This window comes from Ensifer sp. Root423 (genome assembly GCF_001426275.1).
GTDB classification, from domain to species: Bacteria; Pseudomonadota; Alphaproteobacteria; order Rhizobiales; family Rhizobiaceae; genus Ensifer; species Ensifer adhaerens.
Genome location: NZ_LMEG01000045.1, coordinates 536,196 through 552,799, shown reverse-complemented (window position 1 = coordinate 552,799; position 16,604 = coordinate 536,196). Strand labels below are relative to the sequence as shown.

The 16,604-nt window shown below is 62.3% G+C and carries 17 protein-coding genes; 12 read left to right on the top strand and 5 right to left on the bottom strand.

Going from position 1 to position 16,604, the window contains the following annotated elements; all coding sequences use genetic code 11:
- Nucleotides 1-91: 91 nt before the first annotated feature.
- From ASD01_RS31315 to ASD01_RS31300, 4 genes are read right to left on the bottom strand one after another with little or no spacing between them, the layout of a single operon-like run.
- Nucleotides 92-976 carry an SMP-30/gluconolactonase/LRE family protein gene (locus ASD01_RS31315; RefSeq protein WP_034801025.1) on the bottom strand — a complete coding sequence of 295 codons (885 nt, stop codon included), beginning with the start codon at nucleotides 974-976 and terminating at the stop codon, nucleotides 92-94.
- Nucleotides 976-1,611 carry a 2-dehydro-3-deoxy-6-phosphogalactonate aldolase gene (locus ASD01_RS31310; protein ID WP_034801028.1) on the bottom strand — a complete coding sequence of 212 codons (636 nt, stop codon included), beginning with the start codon at nucleotides 1,609-1,611 and terminating at the stop codon, nucleotides 976-978. Before ASD01_RS31310 ends, ASD01_RS31315 begins: the two co-directional genes overlap by 1 nt.
- Before the next feature lie 15 nt (nucleotides 1,612-1,626).
- Nucleotides 1,627-2,547: a 2-dehydro-3-deoxygalactonokinase gene (locus ASD01_RS31305; protein ID WP_177235696.1), complete on the bottom strand. Its 921-nt coding sequence runs from the start codon at nucleotides 2,545-2,547 to the stop codon at nucleotides 1,627-1,629.
- The gene (locus ASD01_RS31300) at nucleotides 2,544-3,314 is read right to left on the bottom strand and encodes an SDR family NAD(P)-dependent oxidoreductase (protein ID WP_060529839.1); all 771 of its coding nucleotides are present in this window, start codon (nucleotides 3,312-3,314) and stop codon (nucleotides 2,544-2,546) included. Before ASD01_RS31300 ends, ASD01_RS31305 begins: the two co-directional genes overlap by 4 nt.
- Nucleotides 3,315-3,468: 154 nt before the next feature.
- On the opposite strand from ASD01_RS31300, the gene ASD01_RS31295 reads away from it, so the two are divergent.
- The 12 genes from ASD01_RS31295 (at nucleotide 3,469) to ASD01_RS31240 (ending at nucleotide 15,466) form a co-directional block, all read left to right on the top strand.
- Nucleotides 3,469-4,287 (top strand): IclR family transcriptional regulator, encoded by an 819-nt coding sequence (locus tag ASD01_RS31295; protein WP_051659582.1) that lies wholly within the window; start codon nucleotides 3,469-3,471, stop codon nucleotides 4,285-4,287.
- Nucleotides 4,288-4,482: 195 nt separating this feature from the next.
- A complete protein-coding gene (locus ASD01_RS31290; protein ID WP_034801035.1) occupies nucleotides 4,483-5,223 on the top strand; it encodes a LuxR family transcriptional regulator in 741 nt (246 codons plus the stop codon).
- A gap of 142 nt (nucleotides 5,224-5,365) precedes the next feature.
- Nucleotides 5,366-6,139, top strand: a complete 774-nt coding sequence (locus ASD01_RS31285; protein ID WP_051659571.1) for a LuxR family transcriptional regulator — start codon at nucleotides 5,366-5,368, stop codon at nucleotides 6,137-6,139.
- Between the two features lie 460 nt (nucleotides 6,140-6,599).
- On the top strand, nucleotides 6,600-7,763 hold the full coding sequence (locus tag ASD01_RS31280) for an Mrp/NBP35 family ATP-binding protein (protein ID WP_034801037.1): 1,164 nt from the start codon (nucleotides 6,600-6,602) through the stop codon (nucleotides 7,761-7,763).
- A 362-nt stretch (nucleotides 7,764-8,125) separates the two neighbouring features.
- Entirely contained in the window at nucleotides 8,126-9,103 is a 978-nt protein-coding gene (locus ASD01_RS31275; RefSeq protein ID WP_034801039.1) for a magnesium transporter CorA family protein, read from the top strand.
- 16 nt (nucleotides 9,104-9,119) lie between these two features.
- The gene (locus ASD01_RS31270; protein ID WP_034801041.1) at nucleotides 9,120-11,021 is read left to right on the top strand and encodes a potassium transporter Kup; all 1,902 of its coding nucleotides are present in this window, start codon (nucleotides 9,120-9,122) and stop codon (nucleotides 11,019-11,021) included.
- Nucleotides 11,022-11,367: 346 nt separating this feature from the next.
- On the top strand, nucleotides 11,368-12,489 hold the full coding sequence (locus ASD01_RS31265) for a cell wall hydrolase (RefSeq protein ID WP_051659572.1): 1,122 nt from the start codon (nucleotides 11,368-11,370) through the stop codon (nucleotides 12,487-12,489).
- Nucleotides 12,490-12,790: 301 nt separating this feature from the next.
- The gene (locus ASD01_RS31260; RefSeq protein WP_034801042.1) at nucleotides 12,791-13,150 is read left to right on the top strand and encodes an AtpZ/AtpI family protein; all 360 of its coding nucleotides are present in this window, start codon (nucleotides 12,791-12,793) and stop codon (nucleotides 13,148-13,150) included.
- Nucleotides 13,151-13,210: 60 nt separating this feature from the next.
- Nucleotides 13,211-13,963 (top strand): F0F1 ATP synthase subunit A, encoded by a 753-nt coding sequence (locus tag ASD01_RS31255; protein WP_034801044.1) that lies wholly within the window; start codon nucleotides 13,211-13,213, stop codon nucleotides 13,961-13,963.
- 82 nt (nucleotides 13,964-14,045) lie between these two features.
- Nucleotides 14,046-14,273: a F0F1 ATP synthase subunit C gene (locus ASD01_RS31250; protein ID WP_025426100.1), complete on the top strand. Its 228-nt coding sequence runs from the start codon at nucleotides 14,046-14,048 to the stop codon at nucleotides 14,271-14,273.
- 76 nt (nucleotides 14,274-14,349) lie between these two features.
- Nucleotides 14,350-14,967: a F0F1 ATP synthase subunit B gene (locus ASD01_RS31245; protein WP_034801046.1), complete on the top strand. Its 618-nt coding sequence runs from the start codon at nucleotides 14,350-14,352 to the stop codon at nucleotides 14,965-14,967.
- A 13-nt stretch (nucleotides 14,968-14,980) separates the two neighbouring features.
- Nucleotides 14,981-15,466 (top strand): F0F1 ATP synthase subunit B, encoded by a 486-nt coding sequence (locus ASD01_RS31240; RefSeq protein WP_034801048.1) that lies wholly within the window; start codon nucleotides 14,981-14,983, stop codon nucleotides 15,464-15,466.
- A gap of 299 nt (nucleotides 15,467-15,765) precedes the next feature.
- Here the strand turns inward: ASD01_RS31240 and ASD01_RS31235 are convergent, their stop codons facing one another.
- A complete protein-coding gene (locus tag ASD01_RS31235; RefSeq protein ID WP_034801051.1) occupies nucleotides 15,766-16,416 on the bottom strand; it encodes a ribonuclease HII in 651 nt (216 codons plus the stop codon).
- Between the last annotated feature and the right edge of the window lie 188 nt (nucleotides 16,417-16,604).

Here is a 16,604-nt window from a genome sequence, read left to right as displayed (position 1 = left end):
CTTCCTCCTCACCATGCGATCAAACGCGTGGCTGAATTGTATGACTTTTTATTGGCGCTTCGCCAAGAGTTACTCGGCCAAGAATTTCCGGTCAGAGACGGAAAGACGGTTCGAACCGGCCCTTGACACTGACGCCGAGATCGAAGGCCTTGCCGGCATGCGGGTCCGCCGCACGCGTTGCCTCGTCCATGTCCTGCCAGGCGGATGTCACCAGCATGCGGTCGGCCTTCGCTCCGATGAAGGCGGTACAGCTCGGCTGGCTCGTCGGCACGGCGTAGCGCGCGATGCGCGCGCCGTCGGGGCGGTAGACATCGACCGTGCCGCTGCCCCAGCGGGCGTTCCAGATCAGGCCGTCGGCATCGCACACGGAGCCGTCGATACCGCCAGCTTCGCCACTGCCGTCGACGAGCAGGCTCGGTTCGCCTTTCGGCAGCCCGGTCGCGGCGTCGATATCGACGCGCATCAGGTGATTGATGTCGGTATCGACGAAATAGGCGACGGTTCCATCCGGCGAGAAGCAGATGCTGTTGGGAATGGTGATGGCGGCATAGAGCTTCGTCACCTTGCTGCCGGCGACGTGATAGATCGCGCCGGAGCCCTTTTCGGCGCTGCGGCCCATGGTGCCGATCCAGAGCGAACCGGACGCATGAACCCGGCCGTCGTTCGAGCGATTGATGGGTTCGTCCTCAAGCGTGGTCAGCAGGCTGAAGGCACCGGTCCGCGTATCCCGGATGAAGAGGCCCTGGTCGGAGGCGATCAGCTGCCGGGTCGGATCGATGACGGCGAGCACGCTGCCGAGGAAGGGTAGGGCGTGCACGGACTTGCGCCCGCTTTCGAGGTGCAGTTCATGCAGTTCCTGGCCCTTAATGTTGAACCACCAGGCAGTGCCGGTGGCCGGGTCATAGGTCGGACCTTCGCCGAGGATCGACGTCGCTTCGCAGAGAATGCTGCCGGAAAAGGGGATGGTGTCGCTCATCAGCGCGCTCCGTAGACGGCGTCGTAGGCCTTGATGGTGGCAACGGCGCGCTCGCGCACTTCAGCCGCGCTCATGCCGGGCTTGTAGAGGCTGGAACCAAGACCGAAGCTGCGGATGCCGGCCTTGGCATAGTCGCCGAAATTCGCGTCCGAAACGCCACCGACGGCAGCGATTTCCAGCTCTGGCGGCAGGATCGCGCGGATCGCGGTGATGCCGGACGGGCCGAGCACGCTTGCCGGGAAGAACTTGAGGCCGGTGGCGCCCGCCGCCGCGGCCGAAAGCGCCTCGGTCGGGGTGAGCACGCCTGGCATGGTCACCATGCCCTTTTTGGCGGCGAGAGAAATCACCGCCGGCTCGACATTGGGGCTCACCATCAGGCGGCCGCCGACATCGGCGAGTTGTTCCACCTGTGTCGTCGTCAGCACCGTGCCGGCGCCGATCAGGCATCCCTCGGGCGCCATCTTCACTGCCGTCTCGATCGAGCGGAACGGATCGGGCGAATTCAGCGGGATCTCGATCGCGGAGAAGCCGGTCTCGATCAGGGCACCAACGACGCCTGCGGTTTCCTCGGGCTTGAGGCCGCGCAGGATCGCGATCAGCGGGTACTTCATCGACGGAAAGGGAATGCGGGTCATGAGCGTGTCTTTCGTTCAGAGGGGCCAGATCGCCTGGGCGGCGGTCGAAAGGCCGGAGCGGACGGCCGTGTCGGCATCGACCACCTGAAGAGGGCAGTCGAGGCTTTCGAGCGCAGCCTGATAAAGCGTACCAAGGGATCCGGAGGCGACGAGGCAGATGCTGTCGATCGTCTTGGCTGAAGCCAACGCGCCGGCGATCTCCAGGCCGATCAGCGTGCCCGACAGCAATGCCTTGGCGTCGGTCGCGCTTGCGCCGTGCAGCAATTGGCCTGAGCGCGCGCCGAAGATCAGGCTGGTGGCGAGCGCCGGATTTGTGCGTGCCTCGGCCACCGCCGCCGCAAAGGCGGGATGATCGCCGGTAAACGCATGCGCGTCGGCGATCGAGTGGCTGAGGATCGAGTGCTTGGAGATCACGTCGAACAATTCGCCGGTCATGAAGGTGGAAAAGCCGCTGACGGCGCCGTCTTCGAGCCGCACCCATTTGCTGTGTGTGCCCGGCATGCAGACGAGATGTAGACCGCGACCGAGGTCGCTTGCCGCGCCGAGCAATTGCGTCTCCTCGCCGCGCATCACATCCGGGTGCCGCCGATCACGCTGCGCCAGACCCGGCAGGATACGGATGTCGCGATCGAGATCCGGCACTGCCACGGCATGGGAGGCGATATCGGCGAGCGCGGCCGGCGTATCGAGGTAGCCGGCCTCCACCCAACCCTGCTTGGCCCCGGCCATGCCGCAGATGATCGCCGGCAGGTGGCCTGGCGCATCGACGGCGGCCAGGTGCTTTTCGAGGATCGCATGGAACCCGGCCTTGTTGGCCGTGGTCATGCCTTCGCCGCTTCGGCGCTCGGCGAGCACCGAGCCGTCCTCGCCGATGATCCACAGCCGGAAACTCGTGGTTCCCCAGTCGACCGCGGCATAATAGGCTGCCGTCATCAAAGTGCGCCTCCATCGATGATCATTGTTTGCGCGGTCATGCCCGACGAGCACGCCGACGCGAGAAAAAGGCAAGGGCCGACGAGATCGTCGGCGGTGAGGCTGCGCTTCAGGCACTGCCGTTCCTGCATGCCGGCGATTGCCGCGTCGCTCAGCCACAGCCGTTTCTGGCGCTCGGTGACGATCATGCCGGGCAGGATCGCGTTGACGCGGATGTTGTCCTGGCCGAGCTTTCCGGCGAGCGATTTGGTCAGGCCGACGATCGCGGCTTTCGCCGTCGCATAGGCCGGGATTTCGGCCATGTTGAGCAGATAGGCGATCGACGAGAAATTGACAATCGACCCGCCGCCGGCTTCGCGCATATGCGGCGCAACCGCCTGGCTCATGAAGAAGAGGTGCCTGAGGTTGACCGCCTGGCTCTCGTCCCAGCTCTCTTCGGTCACGCTTTCCAGTGGCTCGCGATCGTCGCGCGCCGCATTGTTGACGAGCACGTGGAGCGCGCCGAGAGCGGCCGCCGCAGTCTGCGCGGCCTTTTTTACCGCTTCGATGTCGCGCAAATCGGCGGGAATATAGACCGGTGCCGTGCTTGCCTTGATGGCGAGCCTTTCGACGAGGTCGAGGCTTGCCCTCTCGTCGATATCGACGAAGGCCACCCGTGCACCCTGGTCGACGAAACCCTCGACAAGCGCTGCGCCAATGCCGGAACCGCCACCGGTGACCAGCACCGCGCGGTCTTTGAGATCATGAAATTGTGCCTTCGGCACCGGCATATTCCTGTATCCCCGATCAGTCCTATGGTGAAGATTTGTTCCATTATTTGGAACTTGATTTTATTATATGGAATTATCACGTCGAAGCGTCTACCTTGTCAAGGTCGCGCGCCCGATCGCGCGACTGCAATCGGAAACAAACAAGCGAGCGACGATGACGGATGAAGCGGCAGGCGGAGGGGACGAAGTGCGTGCGGAGGCTGGCACGGGCACGCTCGGCAAGGCAATCACCGTCCTGGAAGCGGTGGTCACCGCCGATGGCCCGCAGCGTTTTACCGATATTCTCGCCCGGTCCGGCCAGCCGCGCGGCACGTTGTACCGGCTGCTCAGCCATCTGGTCGAGGAAGGACTGCTGATCCAGCGCCGCGACCTCTCCTATGAGCCTGGCCTTCGGCTGCTGACGCTGGCCTATCGTTCCTGGTCCGCCAATCGCTTTCGCGACGTTGCCGAGCCTCACCTGCAGCGATTGCACGAACTGACCGGTGAGACCGTGCATCTCGGCATTCTGCGCGAGACCGAGATCGTCTATGTCGACAAGGTAGAAAGCCGCCAGACGGTGCGCATGAGTTCGCAGATCGGCAAGGCGTCGCCGGCCTATTGCACTGGCATCGGCAAGGCGGCCCTGTCCTTGCTTGGACAGCCGGAGTTGGAAGGTATTTTGGCCCGAACCGAGTTTCAGGCCTTCACGCCGCACACCCATCGCTCGGCCGCCACCTTGCTGGCGGAGATCGAGGAAATCCGGCGCGACGGCCACGCCTTCGACCGCGAGGAACATGAAACGGAGATCCGCTGCGTTGCAGCACCTATCCTCATTCCCGGCAGCGAACTTGCGGCCGGCCTGTCGGTGACCGGGCCCGCCTATCGGGTGACCATGGAACAATTGTCGGCCTGGGCGGCAGCGGTTCGGGCAGCGGCGCAAGCGGTTGGCGAGGACGCGGCGATCCGTCTTGGGCCCGGCCGTGGTGGACCTTGAATTCACTTTACGGTAAATTAGAAACATCGACTGGACGTGGCGCGTCTCGCTCGATAGCTTTAATATATCAGACTCAGGTTCGTGGATGGTCTTAGTCTGGTTCGTTTTTGGTATTGGTATAAATTTTTGACGTGATCTTCATGCGGCGTCAGCGGCCGGTTCCCGCATGGAACCGGATGTGGAAAAGGGCGGAAGATGATTGATTTCAGCGCGAATTTGTCGGCGTTGGCGCTTCCTGATGGGCGAACCATCCGTGGGCCGATTTGTTGCGAAGAGGATATCAGGCGCGTGATCGCCCAGGTTGCGGATTCCTACGGTTTCCGTGGTTTCCTGGTGCTTGCCATTCCGGAAACGGAGAGCAACAGCCTGTCCGTCAACGCCTTGATGACGAACTACCCGGCCGCCTTTCTCAAAGGCTATGACAGTGCCGGCTTGATCAATGGCAGCCCGGTGATCCAGCGGCTTCGGCGCAGCACCATCCCCTTTACCTACGACGCGCACCAGCTTGCGCGCCGCCGAGCCGACGGCAAGGGCGATGCGGCGGTCTGCGTCTTCGAGCAGGCGAACATGCCGCGCGGCCTCTATCTGCCGGTGCACGATGCGAGCGGCCACCGCGCCGCGATCGCCTTTGGCGGCGACCGTCCCGTGGTTTCCAATGACGAGCTTCAGGAGCTCAACCTTTGGGCCGGCGTGCTCTACAGCAAATACATGGAGGTGCGCGATCGCGACAAGCGCGGTGCGGGAAGCCTTTCACGCCGCGAGGTCGAGTGCCTGCGCTGGGCGGCCGCCGGCAAGACCACCAGTGAAATGGCGAAAATTCTGGCGCTGTCCGAATATACCGTCAACCACTACCTCAACCGGGCAACGCGCAAGCTGGATTCGGTCAATCGCGTTCAGACCGTCGCAAAGGCCGTGCGCGCCGGGTTGATCAACTGATCGCCGGCACGCGTCGCGCGCGAGCTGATGGCAATATCGGCCTTCACGAGGGGAAATACACAGACTTTTGGGTCGAAGCGGCAGGGATTTTCGATCATCTGTTGGCATTGGCAGGCGGCTCGGTCTATTTGATACGTGATGAATGCCATGGAACGCGCGAATGCAGGATACGATGACGACCGGGATGACTGACGCAGATCTGCCCCGGGGCGGCGATTTCGCGTCCGAGATCGCAAAGCTTGAGACCCAGTTCGATATCATCCGCTATATGCGGCGGATCACGCAGGTTTTTGGCTTCAAGACGTTTCTGATCTGCTCGATCCCCTCGATCGACGTGGAGCGCCTCGCCGCGAGCACCGTCATCTCCAACATGCCGGCCGAGCTGCTGAACAAGTATGACAGCCTGTCGATGCTGCGCTTCAGCACCGGCGTGCGCCGCCTGCGCGAGACGACGACGCCGTTCCAGGTGACGCTTGCAGCCTGGGAGGGAGAGGGCGGCAAACCGGAATCGGCGGCCGAATACATCGAGATGCTGCGCGAGAACGGTATCTTCCAGGCAAGCTACTTCCCGGTTCATGACGCCGAGGGCGGCCGCGGCGCTGTCATCCTGATGGGCCCGCTGGTCGAACTGCCGATGACCGTCACCATGGAACTGCAGATGATTGCAATCCATGTCTATAACCGCCTCGCCGAAATCGGCTCCGTGTGGAAGAGTAGCGGCGCAGCACTTTCGGAGCGCGAGATCCAGTGTTTGAGCTGGACGGCTGCCGGAAAGACCAGCGCCGAGATCGCCGGCATCCTCGGGCTCTCCGAGCATACGGTCAACCACTACCTCAACCACGTGACCAAGAAGCTCGACGCCGTCAACCGCACTCAGGCGGTCGTGAAGGCGATGAAGAAGGGCTACATCAGCTAGCCCCAAGTCGGCCCTGCGCCGCAAGCCTCTTCCTGAATGTCCTCGACCTGATGCGATCGAAAGAAGCTTGGGGAAGCCCGGCATGCTGTCGCCAAGGTTCCGTCATCTGGGCGATCTGCTCCATCCTTGGACGATTTGCAGACGGTTGCTCAGAAACTGGGCATATGCCATCGCCGGCCGATGAATGGCGGTCGAGATTATCTTTTTGAAATTGCTGCCTATTTCCGCCAGATCTGAAACTGGCACGCATCCTGCATTTCTATTGGCATGTCCAGAGGGGACTAAAAAGAAGACAGCGCCCAAGAAGGTCGCGACCGAAAGGGCCACTGCCCGCCTTGAAGGTGATCCCGGATGTACGGACACCGAGGCGGGTGGTGGCCCTTCCTTTTTCCGATATGTCGCATTGGCGAAGCGCCCCGCCTCGACTATCTAAGAGATAACAAAAGAATGAGAGGGCGCGATGCCGGAAGTCACGAAAGAAGTGGTGCTTGAAAAGTTGCGCACGGTGCGTGGCCCGGGCATGGAAGGCAATATCGTCGACCTCGGGCTCGTGTCTGATGTCTTCATCTCCGACGGCAAGGCCTATTTCTCGATCACCGTGCCGGCCGAACGCGCCAAGGAACTGGAGCCGATGCGGGCTGCAGCCGAGCGCGTGGTGCGTGACATTCCCGGGATCACCGCGGCAATGGTCGCTCTGACGGCCGATCGCAAGGCAGCCGCAGGCAGCGCGCCGGTGCAGCGCCCGCAGCCGCAGGCACCGTCCCATGCAGGCCACTCCCACGCCCCGCGTCCGGCTGGCGGACCGCCCGCCAAGGCGGGGATCCCCGGCGTCGGCGCGATTATCGCCGTCGCTTCGGGCAAGGGCGGTGTCGGCAAGTCGACCACGTCGGTCAATCTGGCGCTGGCACTCCAGGCAAACGGCCTGAAAGTCGGTCTGCTCGATGCCGATATCTACGGCCCCTCGATGCCGCGGCTGCTGAAGATTTCCGGCCGGCCGCAGCAGATCGAGGGCCGGCTCATCCGCCCGATGGAAAATTACGGCCTCAAGGTCATGTCCATGGGTTTCCTCGTCGATGAGGAAGTGGCGATGATCTGGCGCGGACCGATGATCCAGTCGGCGCTTCTGCAGATGTTGCGCGAGGTCGCCTGGGGCGATCTTGACGTGCTCGTCGTCGACATGCCGCCGGGCACGGGCGACGCCCAGCTCACCATGGCCCAGCAGGTGCCGCTTGCCGGTGCCGTCATCGTCTCGACGCCGCAGGACCTGGCGCTGATCGATGCGCGCAAGGGCCTTGCCATGTTCCGCAAGGTGGAAGTCCCGGTGCTCGGCATCGTCGAGAACATGAGCTACTTCGTCGCGCCCGACACCGGAAACCGCTACGACATCTTCGGGCACGGCGGCGCCCGCAAGGAGGCAGAACGCATCGGCGTACCCTTCCTCGGCGAGGTGCCGCTAACGATGGGAATTCGCGAGACGTCGGATGCAGGAACGCCGCTGGTCGCCTCCGACCCGGCAGGCGAGGTCGCGCGCGTCTACCGCGATATCGCGACAAAGGTCTGGGAACAGGTATCGGCCACGCAGCAGGACAAGAGCCGCGCCGCGCCGAACATCGTGTTCGAGTAGTTTGTCTCGAAGCGGTTCTGCCCGGCTGCCGGGCACGAATCGTTTTGCCCTTGATTCGGTTTTGATTTAAGCAAACATGCTATAGGGTGGCGCCGAACTGGCGGCGCATGCCCGCGTGCCGGATTGCAAGAGGGCATTGATTTTGCGTTTGCGTTGCGCCATATGCCTTGCCGCACTTGCGAAGGTGCCCAACTTGACGCCCTCTCGCCCGAGATCTTGGCCTCTCGCGATGACTGAGTTGAAGACTTTGTCCTGACTGGCGGAACGTCCCATCCGATGGATCTCTATTGTGGGTATTTTGTGGCGCACGACCTTTCGCCTCTTCCATTCGACCCTAAGGTTGGCATGACGAGGACGCTCGCATGATCACCGGCTATTGCGCCGATGGCACGGCCGTCGTCCTGACGCCCGCCGACCCGCCCGAGAGCTTGCGTTCGGACCTCATCTGGCTGGATCTGGTCGAGCCGAACAAGGCGGAAGATCTGATGATGGAAAAGCTGCTCGGCATTTCCATCCCGACGCGCGACGACCTCAAGGACATCGAGCCTTCGAGCCGTCTCTATATCGAGGAGAACGCCGTGTTCATGACGGCGTCACTGGTGTTTCGTTCGGACACGGAGATACCCGGCCTGACCGACATCGGCTTCATCCTGGCGGGTAGCCGGCTCGTCACCATCCGCTATGCCGAGCCCCGATCCTTCGCCCTCTTCAAGGCGTCGATGCACCGCTTCCCCGGAAATTGCCGAGACGGCGCGGTGGTTTTGACCCGGCTCCTGGAAACGATCGCCGACCGGACCGCCGAAATTCTCGAAGAGGCCGTGACCAAGATCGACGATCTGTCGATCGCCGTCTTCGGCGACAAGGCCGCCGGCAAGCGCCGCCCGCCGCATTTTCTCGAGGCGCGCCTGCGCGACGTTGCCGGGCATCATCGTCTGGTCGCCAAGACCCGCGACAGCCTCGCCTCGCTCTCGCGCCTGCTGACATTCGTCTACACCGTTCCGCAGGTGCAGGACGACAAGGAAACGCGCGAACTCTGCCGCTCGATTTCGCGCGACATCCAATCGCTGTCCGAACATGCCGGGTTCATTTCCGGCAACATTACCTTCCTGCTCGATGCATCGCTCGGCCTGATCAACGTCGAGCAGAACGCCATCATCAAGATCTTCTCGATCGCGTCGGTCGTGCTTCTGCCGCCGACGCTGGTCGCCTCTGTCTACGGCATGAACTTCCGCGTCATGCCCGAGCTGGAATGGCAATTCGGTTATCCCTGGGCGATCGCGGCGATGGTGATATCGGCCGTGATCCCCTTTTTCTTTTTCCGCTGGAAAGGCTGGCTTTGAACGCCAGTAGGTTTGCATGACCCAATCGCATGCCCCTTCCACTCATGAGCCGAAGGACCTGCGCCGTCTGCTGGTTCTCGGGCTTGGTTCGATCGGTGTCGTCTATGGCGATATCGGCACCAGCCCGCTCTATGCCTTTCGCGAAGCGTTGCGCCCGGTTTCCCATGACGGTGTGACCGATGCGGAGATCATCGGCCTGATCTCGCTGATGATCTGGACGCTGACGATCATCGTCACGATCAAATACGTGCTGTTTCTTCTGCGCGCTGACAACCAGGGGGAGGGCGGTACGCTGTCGCTGCTTGCCCTGTTGATGAAGTCCGCCAACGGCCACGCCGCCATCCTCTTCTTCATGGGCATTGCCGGCGCCGCGCTCTTTATCGGCGACGCGATGATCACGCCGGCGCTGTCGGTTCTTTCGGCGGTCGAAGGTCTGAAGCTGGTGACGCCGGCGCTGTCGGAATATGTCGTGCCGATCGCGGTGGTCATCCTGTTGATGCTCTTTGCGGTGCAGTCGAAGGGAACCGCGGCGGTCTCGAATTTCTTCGGTCCGATCACGCTCGTCTGGTTTCTGGTGATGGGCGGCATCGGTTTCGTGCACATCTCCGACGACTTATCGATCTTCAAGGCCTTCAATCCCTACTACGCCGTGAGCTTCATGCTCAGCGAAGGCTATGTCGGCATCATCGTGCTCGGCGCCGTCTTCCTGACGGTGACCGGTGCAGAGGCGCTCTACGCCGACCTTGGCCATTTCGGCCGCCGGCCGATCCAGTGGGCCTGGTTCCTGATCGTCTTTCCGGCATTGACCCTTAACTATCTCGGCCAGGGCGCCTTCGTCCTGAAGAACCCGGAAGCGATGTCCGACCCGTTCTTCCTGATGTTCCCGAAATGGGCACTGCTGCCAGTGGTCATTCTGGCGACGGCGGCAACCATCATCGCCAGCCAGGCGGTGATAACCGGTGCCTTCTCGCTGACGCGCCAGGCGATCCATCTCGGCTTCCTGCCGCGCATGGCGATCTTCCATACGTCCGAGACCCATACTGGCCAGATCTACCTGCCGAACGTCAACACGCTCCTGATGTTCGGCGTCATGGCGCTGGTCTTCGTCTTCGGTTCGTCCGAATCGCTGGCGACCGCCTACGGCATCTCGGTGACCGGCGCGATGGTGGTGACGACGGTGCTTTCCTTCGAGTTCCTGCGCATGCGCTGGAACTGGTCGGCGCTTGCGGCCGCCGCTGTGCTGTTGCCGCTCTTCGCGCTGGAGTTCATCTTCCTCGGCGCCAACATGCTGAAGATCCACGACGGCGGCTACGTTCCGGTGCTGATCGCCGCCACCTTCATCATCATCATGTGGACCTGGCGGCGCGGCACCGAAATCCTGCACGCCAAGACCCGCCACATCGACATTCCGCTGGCGAGCTTCATCAAGTCGATCGAGCGCAAGAGCGAACATGCGCCGGTGGCCGTGCCCGGAACCGCCGTGTTCCTGACGAGCGATCCGGAATCGACGCCGGCCGCACTGCTCCACAACATCAAGCACAACCACGTGCTGCACAATCAGAACTTCATCCTGACGATCCGCACGGCCAATACGCCGAAGGTGCCGAAGTCGGAACGGGTGAGCATGCAGCCGTTGTCGGACCGGTTCACATTGCTCGAAATGCGCTTCGGCTTCATGGAAACGCAGAACGTCTCGCAGGCGCTCGGTCTCTTCCGCAAGTCGGGCCTGAAGTTCGACATCATGTCGACGTCCTTCTATCTCGGCCGCCGCAAGCTCGTGCCCGATGCCGAGAGCGGCATGCCGCACTGGCAGGACCGGTTGTTCATCGCGCTTGCGAATGCGGCAATCGATCCGTCGGACTACTTCCGCCTGCCAACCAACCGCGTGGTCGAACTCGGCTCGCACGTGATCATCTGACGTTTGCCCGGTCCTTGGCCGGGCCGCGGGATGGGCCGGATATACAACGCAACGAAGCCGCCTTCCGATGGGGAGGCGGCTTCGTTGCGTTGTGGGGGCATCCACCTTTCAGCGATCGCGCATTAACCAAACATCAAGGTTAATGCTTCATTTTCAAAGCACGAACGGAGCGGTCCCGGCGAAGTGTCCGGCTGCTTGATTGTCTAATCTTCCCGCGCGGAATTCTCGACGCTGGCGCATAGCCGGCGCGGGCGAAGCCGTGCCGCCTGATAGCGTTGCGTGGAGTCGGTTGGTGCGTAAGAGTCGGAACCTGCGTCTAAAGTCTCGCCTGAACCCGTCCGCCTGGATGGCGCCCGCGATCATCGGCCTTGCGCTTTATCTCGGCTTTCCCTCGTCTGTGGCCTATGCCGACCTCGCGACCTTCCTGTCCGGCATCAACCGGGGCGGCGAGCGCTGGCGCATGTATATGACGCCGTCGCCGGCCGGCTCGATCCACGAAGCCGAAATGGTGTTTGCCGATCCGGTCACCACGGGCGCGCTTGACGGCGGCGCCGGCATCACCATGCCGGACGGCAGCCGCGTCGCGCTGACCGCGGAAACCAAACATTCGGGCACGCCCGACGAAGACCGCGTCAACCGTCAGGCCAAGAAGGGTCGCGTCGTTGCCGTGACCCCGGTAACGCCGCCCAAGGATTTCTCCGCCGGCTCCATCCTGCAGCGCACCAGCTCCCTGATGGAGCCAAGCCTGGGGGAGGGGGAGAAGATGGTCTTCGCCAAGTCCCGCATCGAAGGCAAGGAGATCGAGATCGCCACCGCCTTCTACCGGAAGACGCCGCCAAAGGCGGAGCCCGGCGTTTCGCCGATGCTGGCCAAGCTCGTTACCAACGATCGCCCCGACATTCTTGCGACTGCTTACGTCCGGCCCGAGCCGGACTACGCGCGTGAATCGCCCTTCGATTCGATCCTGCGCGAAGACAGGAACGCCGGTCGCTTCATTCCCGAGATTGCGCCGGACGACCACGCCTGGGCCGCCACCGCATTGCCGGGGTCGGTCTTCAGCAAGGAAGAGCAGACCTGCCTGGCTGAAGGCATCTACTTCGAAGCCCGTAGCGAGCCGCTCAAGGGTCAGGCCGCGGTCGCGCAAGTGATTCTCAATCGCGTGCGCAATCCCACCTATCCGAAGACCATCTGCGGCGTTGTTTATCAGAACAAGGCCTGGCGCAACCGTTGCCAGTTTTCCTTCGCCTGCGACATGATCCGCGACCTTATTTATTCCCGCTCGCACTGGAAGACCGCCAAGGAAGTTGCGATGGCCGTCACCGCCGGCAAGATCTGGCTGCCGGAAGTGGGCTCTGCCACCCATTACCACGCAACCTACGTCAATCCGCCGTGGGCGAAGACGATGAAGCGGGTCGGCAAGATCGGCATGCATATATTCTATCGCACCTATGGCGGCGGCTGGAGCTGATCCGCGCCCGACGCGATTCCGCCGCCTTTCCTGCGCACACGCGGAAGGGGGGATTCCCGCCGGTCTCCGGCCGGAATCCTGCCGCGACCTTGTCGAAGATCGATGAACGTGTGCTTAACCCATTGAATTTCATGGAAAACATTGTCCACGATCAAGCGACCTGCACGCCTTGACTATGCGGGTGCCTAAAACTATGTTGCGCGCGACTTCAAATGGGGCCGAAACGTGGCTTGTGCGAAGGCCTATTGTATGACCGAAATCGCGGTCTGAGACCCGATAAGGACGACAAGGGAGTAGCCACGTGGCGGAGAAACCTGAAGAAAGTCTGGAAGCGCGGCTGAAGCAGCTCGGCGACAAGATTGAGGCCAAGAGGCCCAATACGCCTGATGTAGCGGAAGCCAGGGCCGCCGAAAGCCGTAAAGGTTATGCGGCGGCGATGAAGCTCTCGAGCGAGTTCATCGCCGGCATCGTTGTCGGGGCGTTTCTGGGCTATCTTTTGGACCACTTTGCGGGTACAGGGCCGTGGGGATTGATTATCTTCCTGCTTCTCGGCTTCTGCGCTGGCGTGCTGAATGTGCTGCGCTCGGCCGGTATGGTGGCGACACCGGAAGCCGGAAGAGGCGGTTCTGGGAATGACAAGAAGGACGGCGACGCCCGCTGAGGCGTTGCCCCGAAGAAAACGGTTTCCGCTCTCGGGCGGGTAGAACGAAAGAGAAGCGCGGTGTCAAACGATCCGACCCACCAGTTCCTGGTCAATAAGATTGTCCCGATCGAAATTGGCGGAATGGACTTTTCCTTCACCAATGCGTCGCTGTTCATGGCTGCGACCGTGGGTGTTGCCGCAGGCTTTCTTTATCTGACGACGTCGCAGCGCGGTCTTATCCCGACCCGCATGCAGTCGGTCTCGGAAATGTCCTACGAATTCATCGCCTCGATGCTGCGCGAAGGTGCCGGCAGCGGCGGCATGAAGTTCTTCCCGATGGTGTTCTCGCTGTTCATGTTCATCCTGACGGCGAACCTGCTCGGCATGATGCCCTACTTCTTCACGGTCACCAGCCAGATCATCGTCACTTTCGCTCTGGCGCTGTTCGTCATCGGTACCGTCATTCTCTACGGTTTCTACAAGCACGGTCTCGGCTTCCTGAAGCTCTTCGTGCCGCATGGCGTTCCTGGCGTCCTTCTGCCGCTCGTCGTCGCGATCGAAGTCATCTCGTTCCTTTCCCGCCCCATCAGCCTCTCGGTCCGTCTTTTCGCCAACATGCTGGCCGGGCACATCACGCTGAAGGTCTTCGCAGGCTTCGTCACCTCGCTCAGCGCCCTCGGCGCGGTCGGCATCGGTGGCGCCATCCTGCCGCTCATCATGACCGTCGCCATTACCGGTCTTGAGTTCCTCGTCTGCTTCCTCCAGGCCTATGTCTTCGCGGTACTGACTTGCATGTACCTCAACGACGCTGTCCATCCCGGAAGCCACTAAGGAATAACAGTCGCTTGCTTCCGGCCGGATCTCCGCCGGAAGCGCAATCCTAAGCCGCAACACCATTCGAAGGAGTTCAAACATGGAAGCGGAAGCAGCAAAGTACATCGGCGCAGGTCTCGCTTGCCTCGGCATGGCCGGCACGGCTCTCGGCCTCGGCAACATCTTCGGCAGCTACCTCTCTGGCGCGCTGCGTAACCCGTCGGCTGCTGACGGCCAGTTCGGCCGCCTCGTATTCGGCTTCGCCGTTACGGAAGCTCTGGGCATCTTCTCGCTGCTCGTAGCCCTGCTCCTCCTCTTCGCCGTCTAATATCGGCTGGAGTTTCGGCCGCGACCCGTCAAAAGGTCGCGGCCGCGCATATTCTTGAGTGCACCTGGAGGTGAGCATGTTTGTGACCGCGGCTTATGCCCAGCAGTCAACCACCACTGAAGGCGCCGAAGCACACGATGCCGCTGCGGCCGGTGAGGTGCACACCGAAACGGGTGTGGCTCACGAAGGCGAGGCTGGCTCCGGCGTGTTCCCGCCCTTCGATACGACCCATTTCGCATCGCAGCTGCTTTGGCTCGCGATCACGTTCGGCCTCTTCTATCTCCTGATGTCGAAGGTCATCATTCCGCGCATCGGCGGAATTCTGGAAACCCGTCACGATCGGATCGCTCAGGATCTCGATGAAGCGTCCCGCCTCAAGGGCGAAGCCGACGCTGCCATCGCTTCCTACGAGCAGGACCTGGCAGCCGCCAAGTCCAAGGGTCACAAGATCGCCGACGACGCCCGCGAATCCGCAAAAGCCAAGGCCAATGCTGACCGCACCGCCGTCGAAGCCGACCTTGCCAAGAAGATCTCGGCTGCAGAAGACCGCATCGCCGACATCAAGGCAAAAGCACTGGCCGACGTCGGCGCCATCGCCGAGGAAACCGCAACGGCTGTCGTCAAGCAGCTGATCGGCGGAACCGTCACCAAGGCCGAGATCACCGCTGCCGTCAAGGCATCGGCTGGCAACTGAGGAGCACTGAACTATGCATCTTGATGCAACTTTCTATGCCTTCGTTGGCCTGATCCTGTTCTTCGTCCTGATTGCCTATCTCAAGGTTCCGGGCATGGTCGGCAAGGCGCTCGACGCCCGCGCCGAAAAGATCGGCAACGAGCTGACCGAAGCCAAGCGCCTGCGCGAAGAAGCACAGGGCCTCGTCGCTGAGTACCAGCGCAAGCGCAAGGATGCCGAAGCGGAAGCTGCCGGCATCGTCGCTGCCGCCCAGCGCGAAGCCGAAATGCTGACCGCGGAAGCCAAGCAGAAGACCGAGGAATACGTCGTTCGTCGCACGGCTCTTTCGGAACAGAAGATCAAGCAGGCCGAAAGCGACGCGATCAACGCGGTTCGTTCCGCTGCCGTCGATCTCGCGATCGCCGCTGCCGAGAAGGTCATTGCCGCCAAGGCGGACGCCGGCGCCCAGAGCGATCTGTTCAAGAAGGCACTTGGCGACGTCAAGGCACGCTTGAACTAAGCGCTCGGACATTCGATTGAAGAAAGCCCCGCTTCGTGCGGGGCTTTTTTTATGCCTGTCTGCAGAGAACGCGCTGGCCCGAACAATGGGTGGCGCCAGCCTCCGTCAGAGATTTGCGTAGGCGTTTCGCCACATCAGGTTCGGCCGCCGAAGTAGGACCAGTGTTCAAGGGCTAGCGTAGCGCACGTCAGCACGCGCGCCGCCGGTATGGCTTTTGACGCGAGAAAAGCTGTTGACGAGATATGTCGGAAGCGGAACCGAAAACGCCTGCGTAGCGCTGGTCAGGGATTGCGCAAAGGTTAGTCGTCCCGGCGCAGCGGCCGGAAGCTCATGCGGTGCAGCGGGCAGGGGCCGTGGGTCTCGATGGCGCGACGGTGGGTCACCGTCGCATAGCCGGCATGGAGCGCGAAGCCGTAGCCGGGATGTGCGAGATCGGCACGGGCCATCATGCGGTCGCGGGTGACCTTGGCGACGATCGAAGCGGCGGCGATCGACAGCGACCGCGCATCGCCCTTGACGACCGCCTTGGCGTGGCAGGTGAGGCCGGGCGGCACGTCACGGCCGTCGACGAGCACGAAGCGTGCGTTCGAGGGCAGGCCGGCCACGGCGCGCCGCATGGCTTCAAGGCTTGCCTTGCGGATGTCGGTGGCGTCGATCGTGCCGGCCGAAGCCGAGGCGATCGACACTTCGGACGTGGCGAGGATTTCTTCGAACAGTTTTTCGCGCGCCTGCGCCGTCAGCTTCTTGCTGTCGTCGAGGCCCGCGGGAATGGCGTCCGGATCGAGGATGACGGCGGCGGCGACCACCGGTCCCGCGAGCGGCCCACGCCCGGCCTCATCCGCTCCGGCGACCGGCCAGAAGCCATCGCCCTTGGCCGAAAGCTCGAAACTGAAATCGGGCGCTTCGATGATATCGGGAAAAAGGGGAGAATCGGACGATCTGCGAGACATAAGTCTAATTCGCATGATCGACCGATTCTCTTCAAGCCCCCAAGTCCGAGTGCGGCGGCGGACGGGGGATTACCGGGGCCCACGGCGGGTAAGGGGCACCGGAACTGCTATGCGATCTGAGGCGCCCGCTATCGGGTTCGCCTGGCGGTGCGGGGCGATCATCTCTCGCTGCGCGCCGATTACGAATT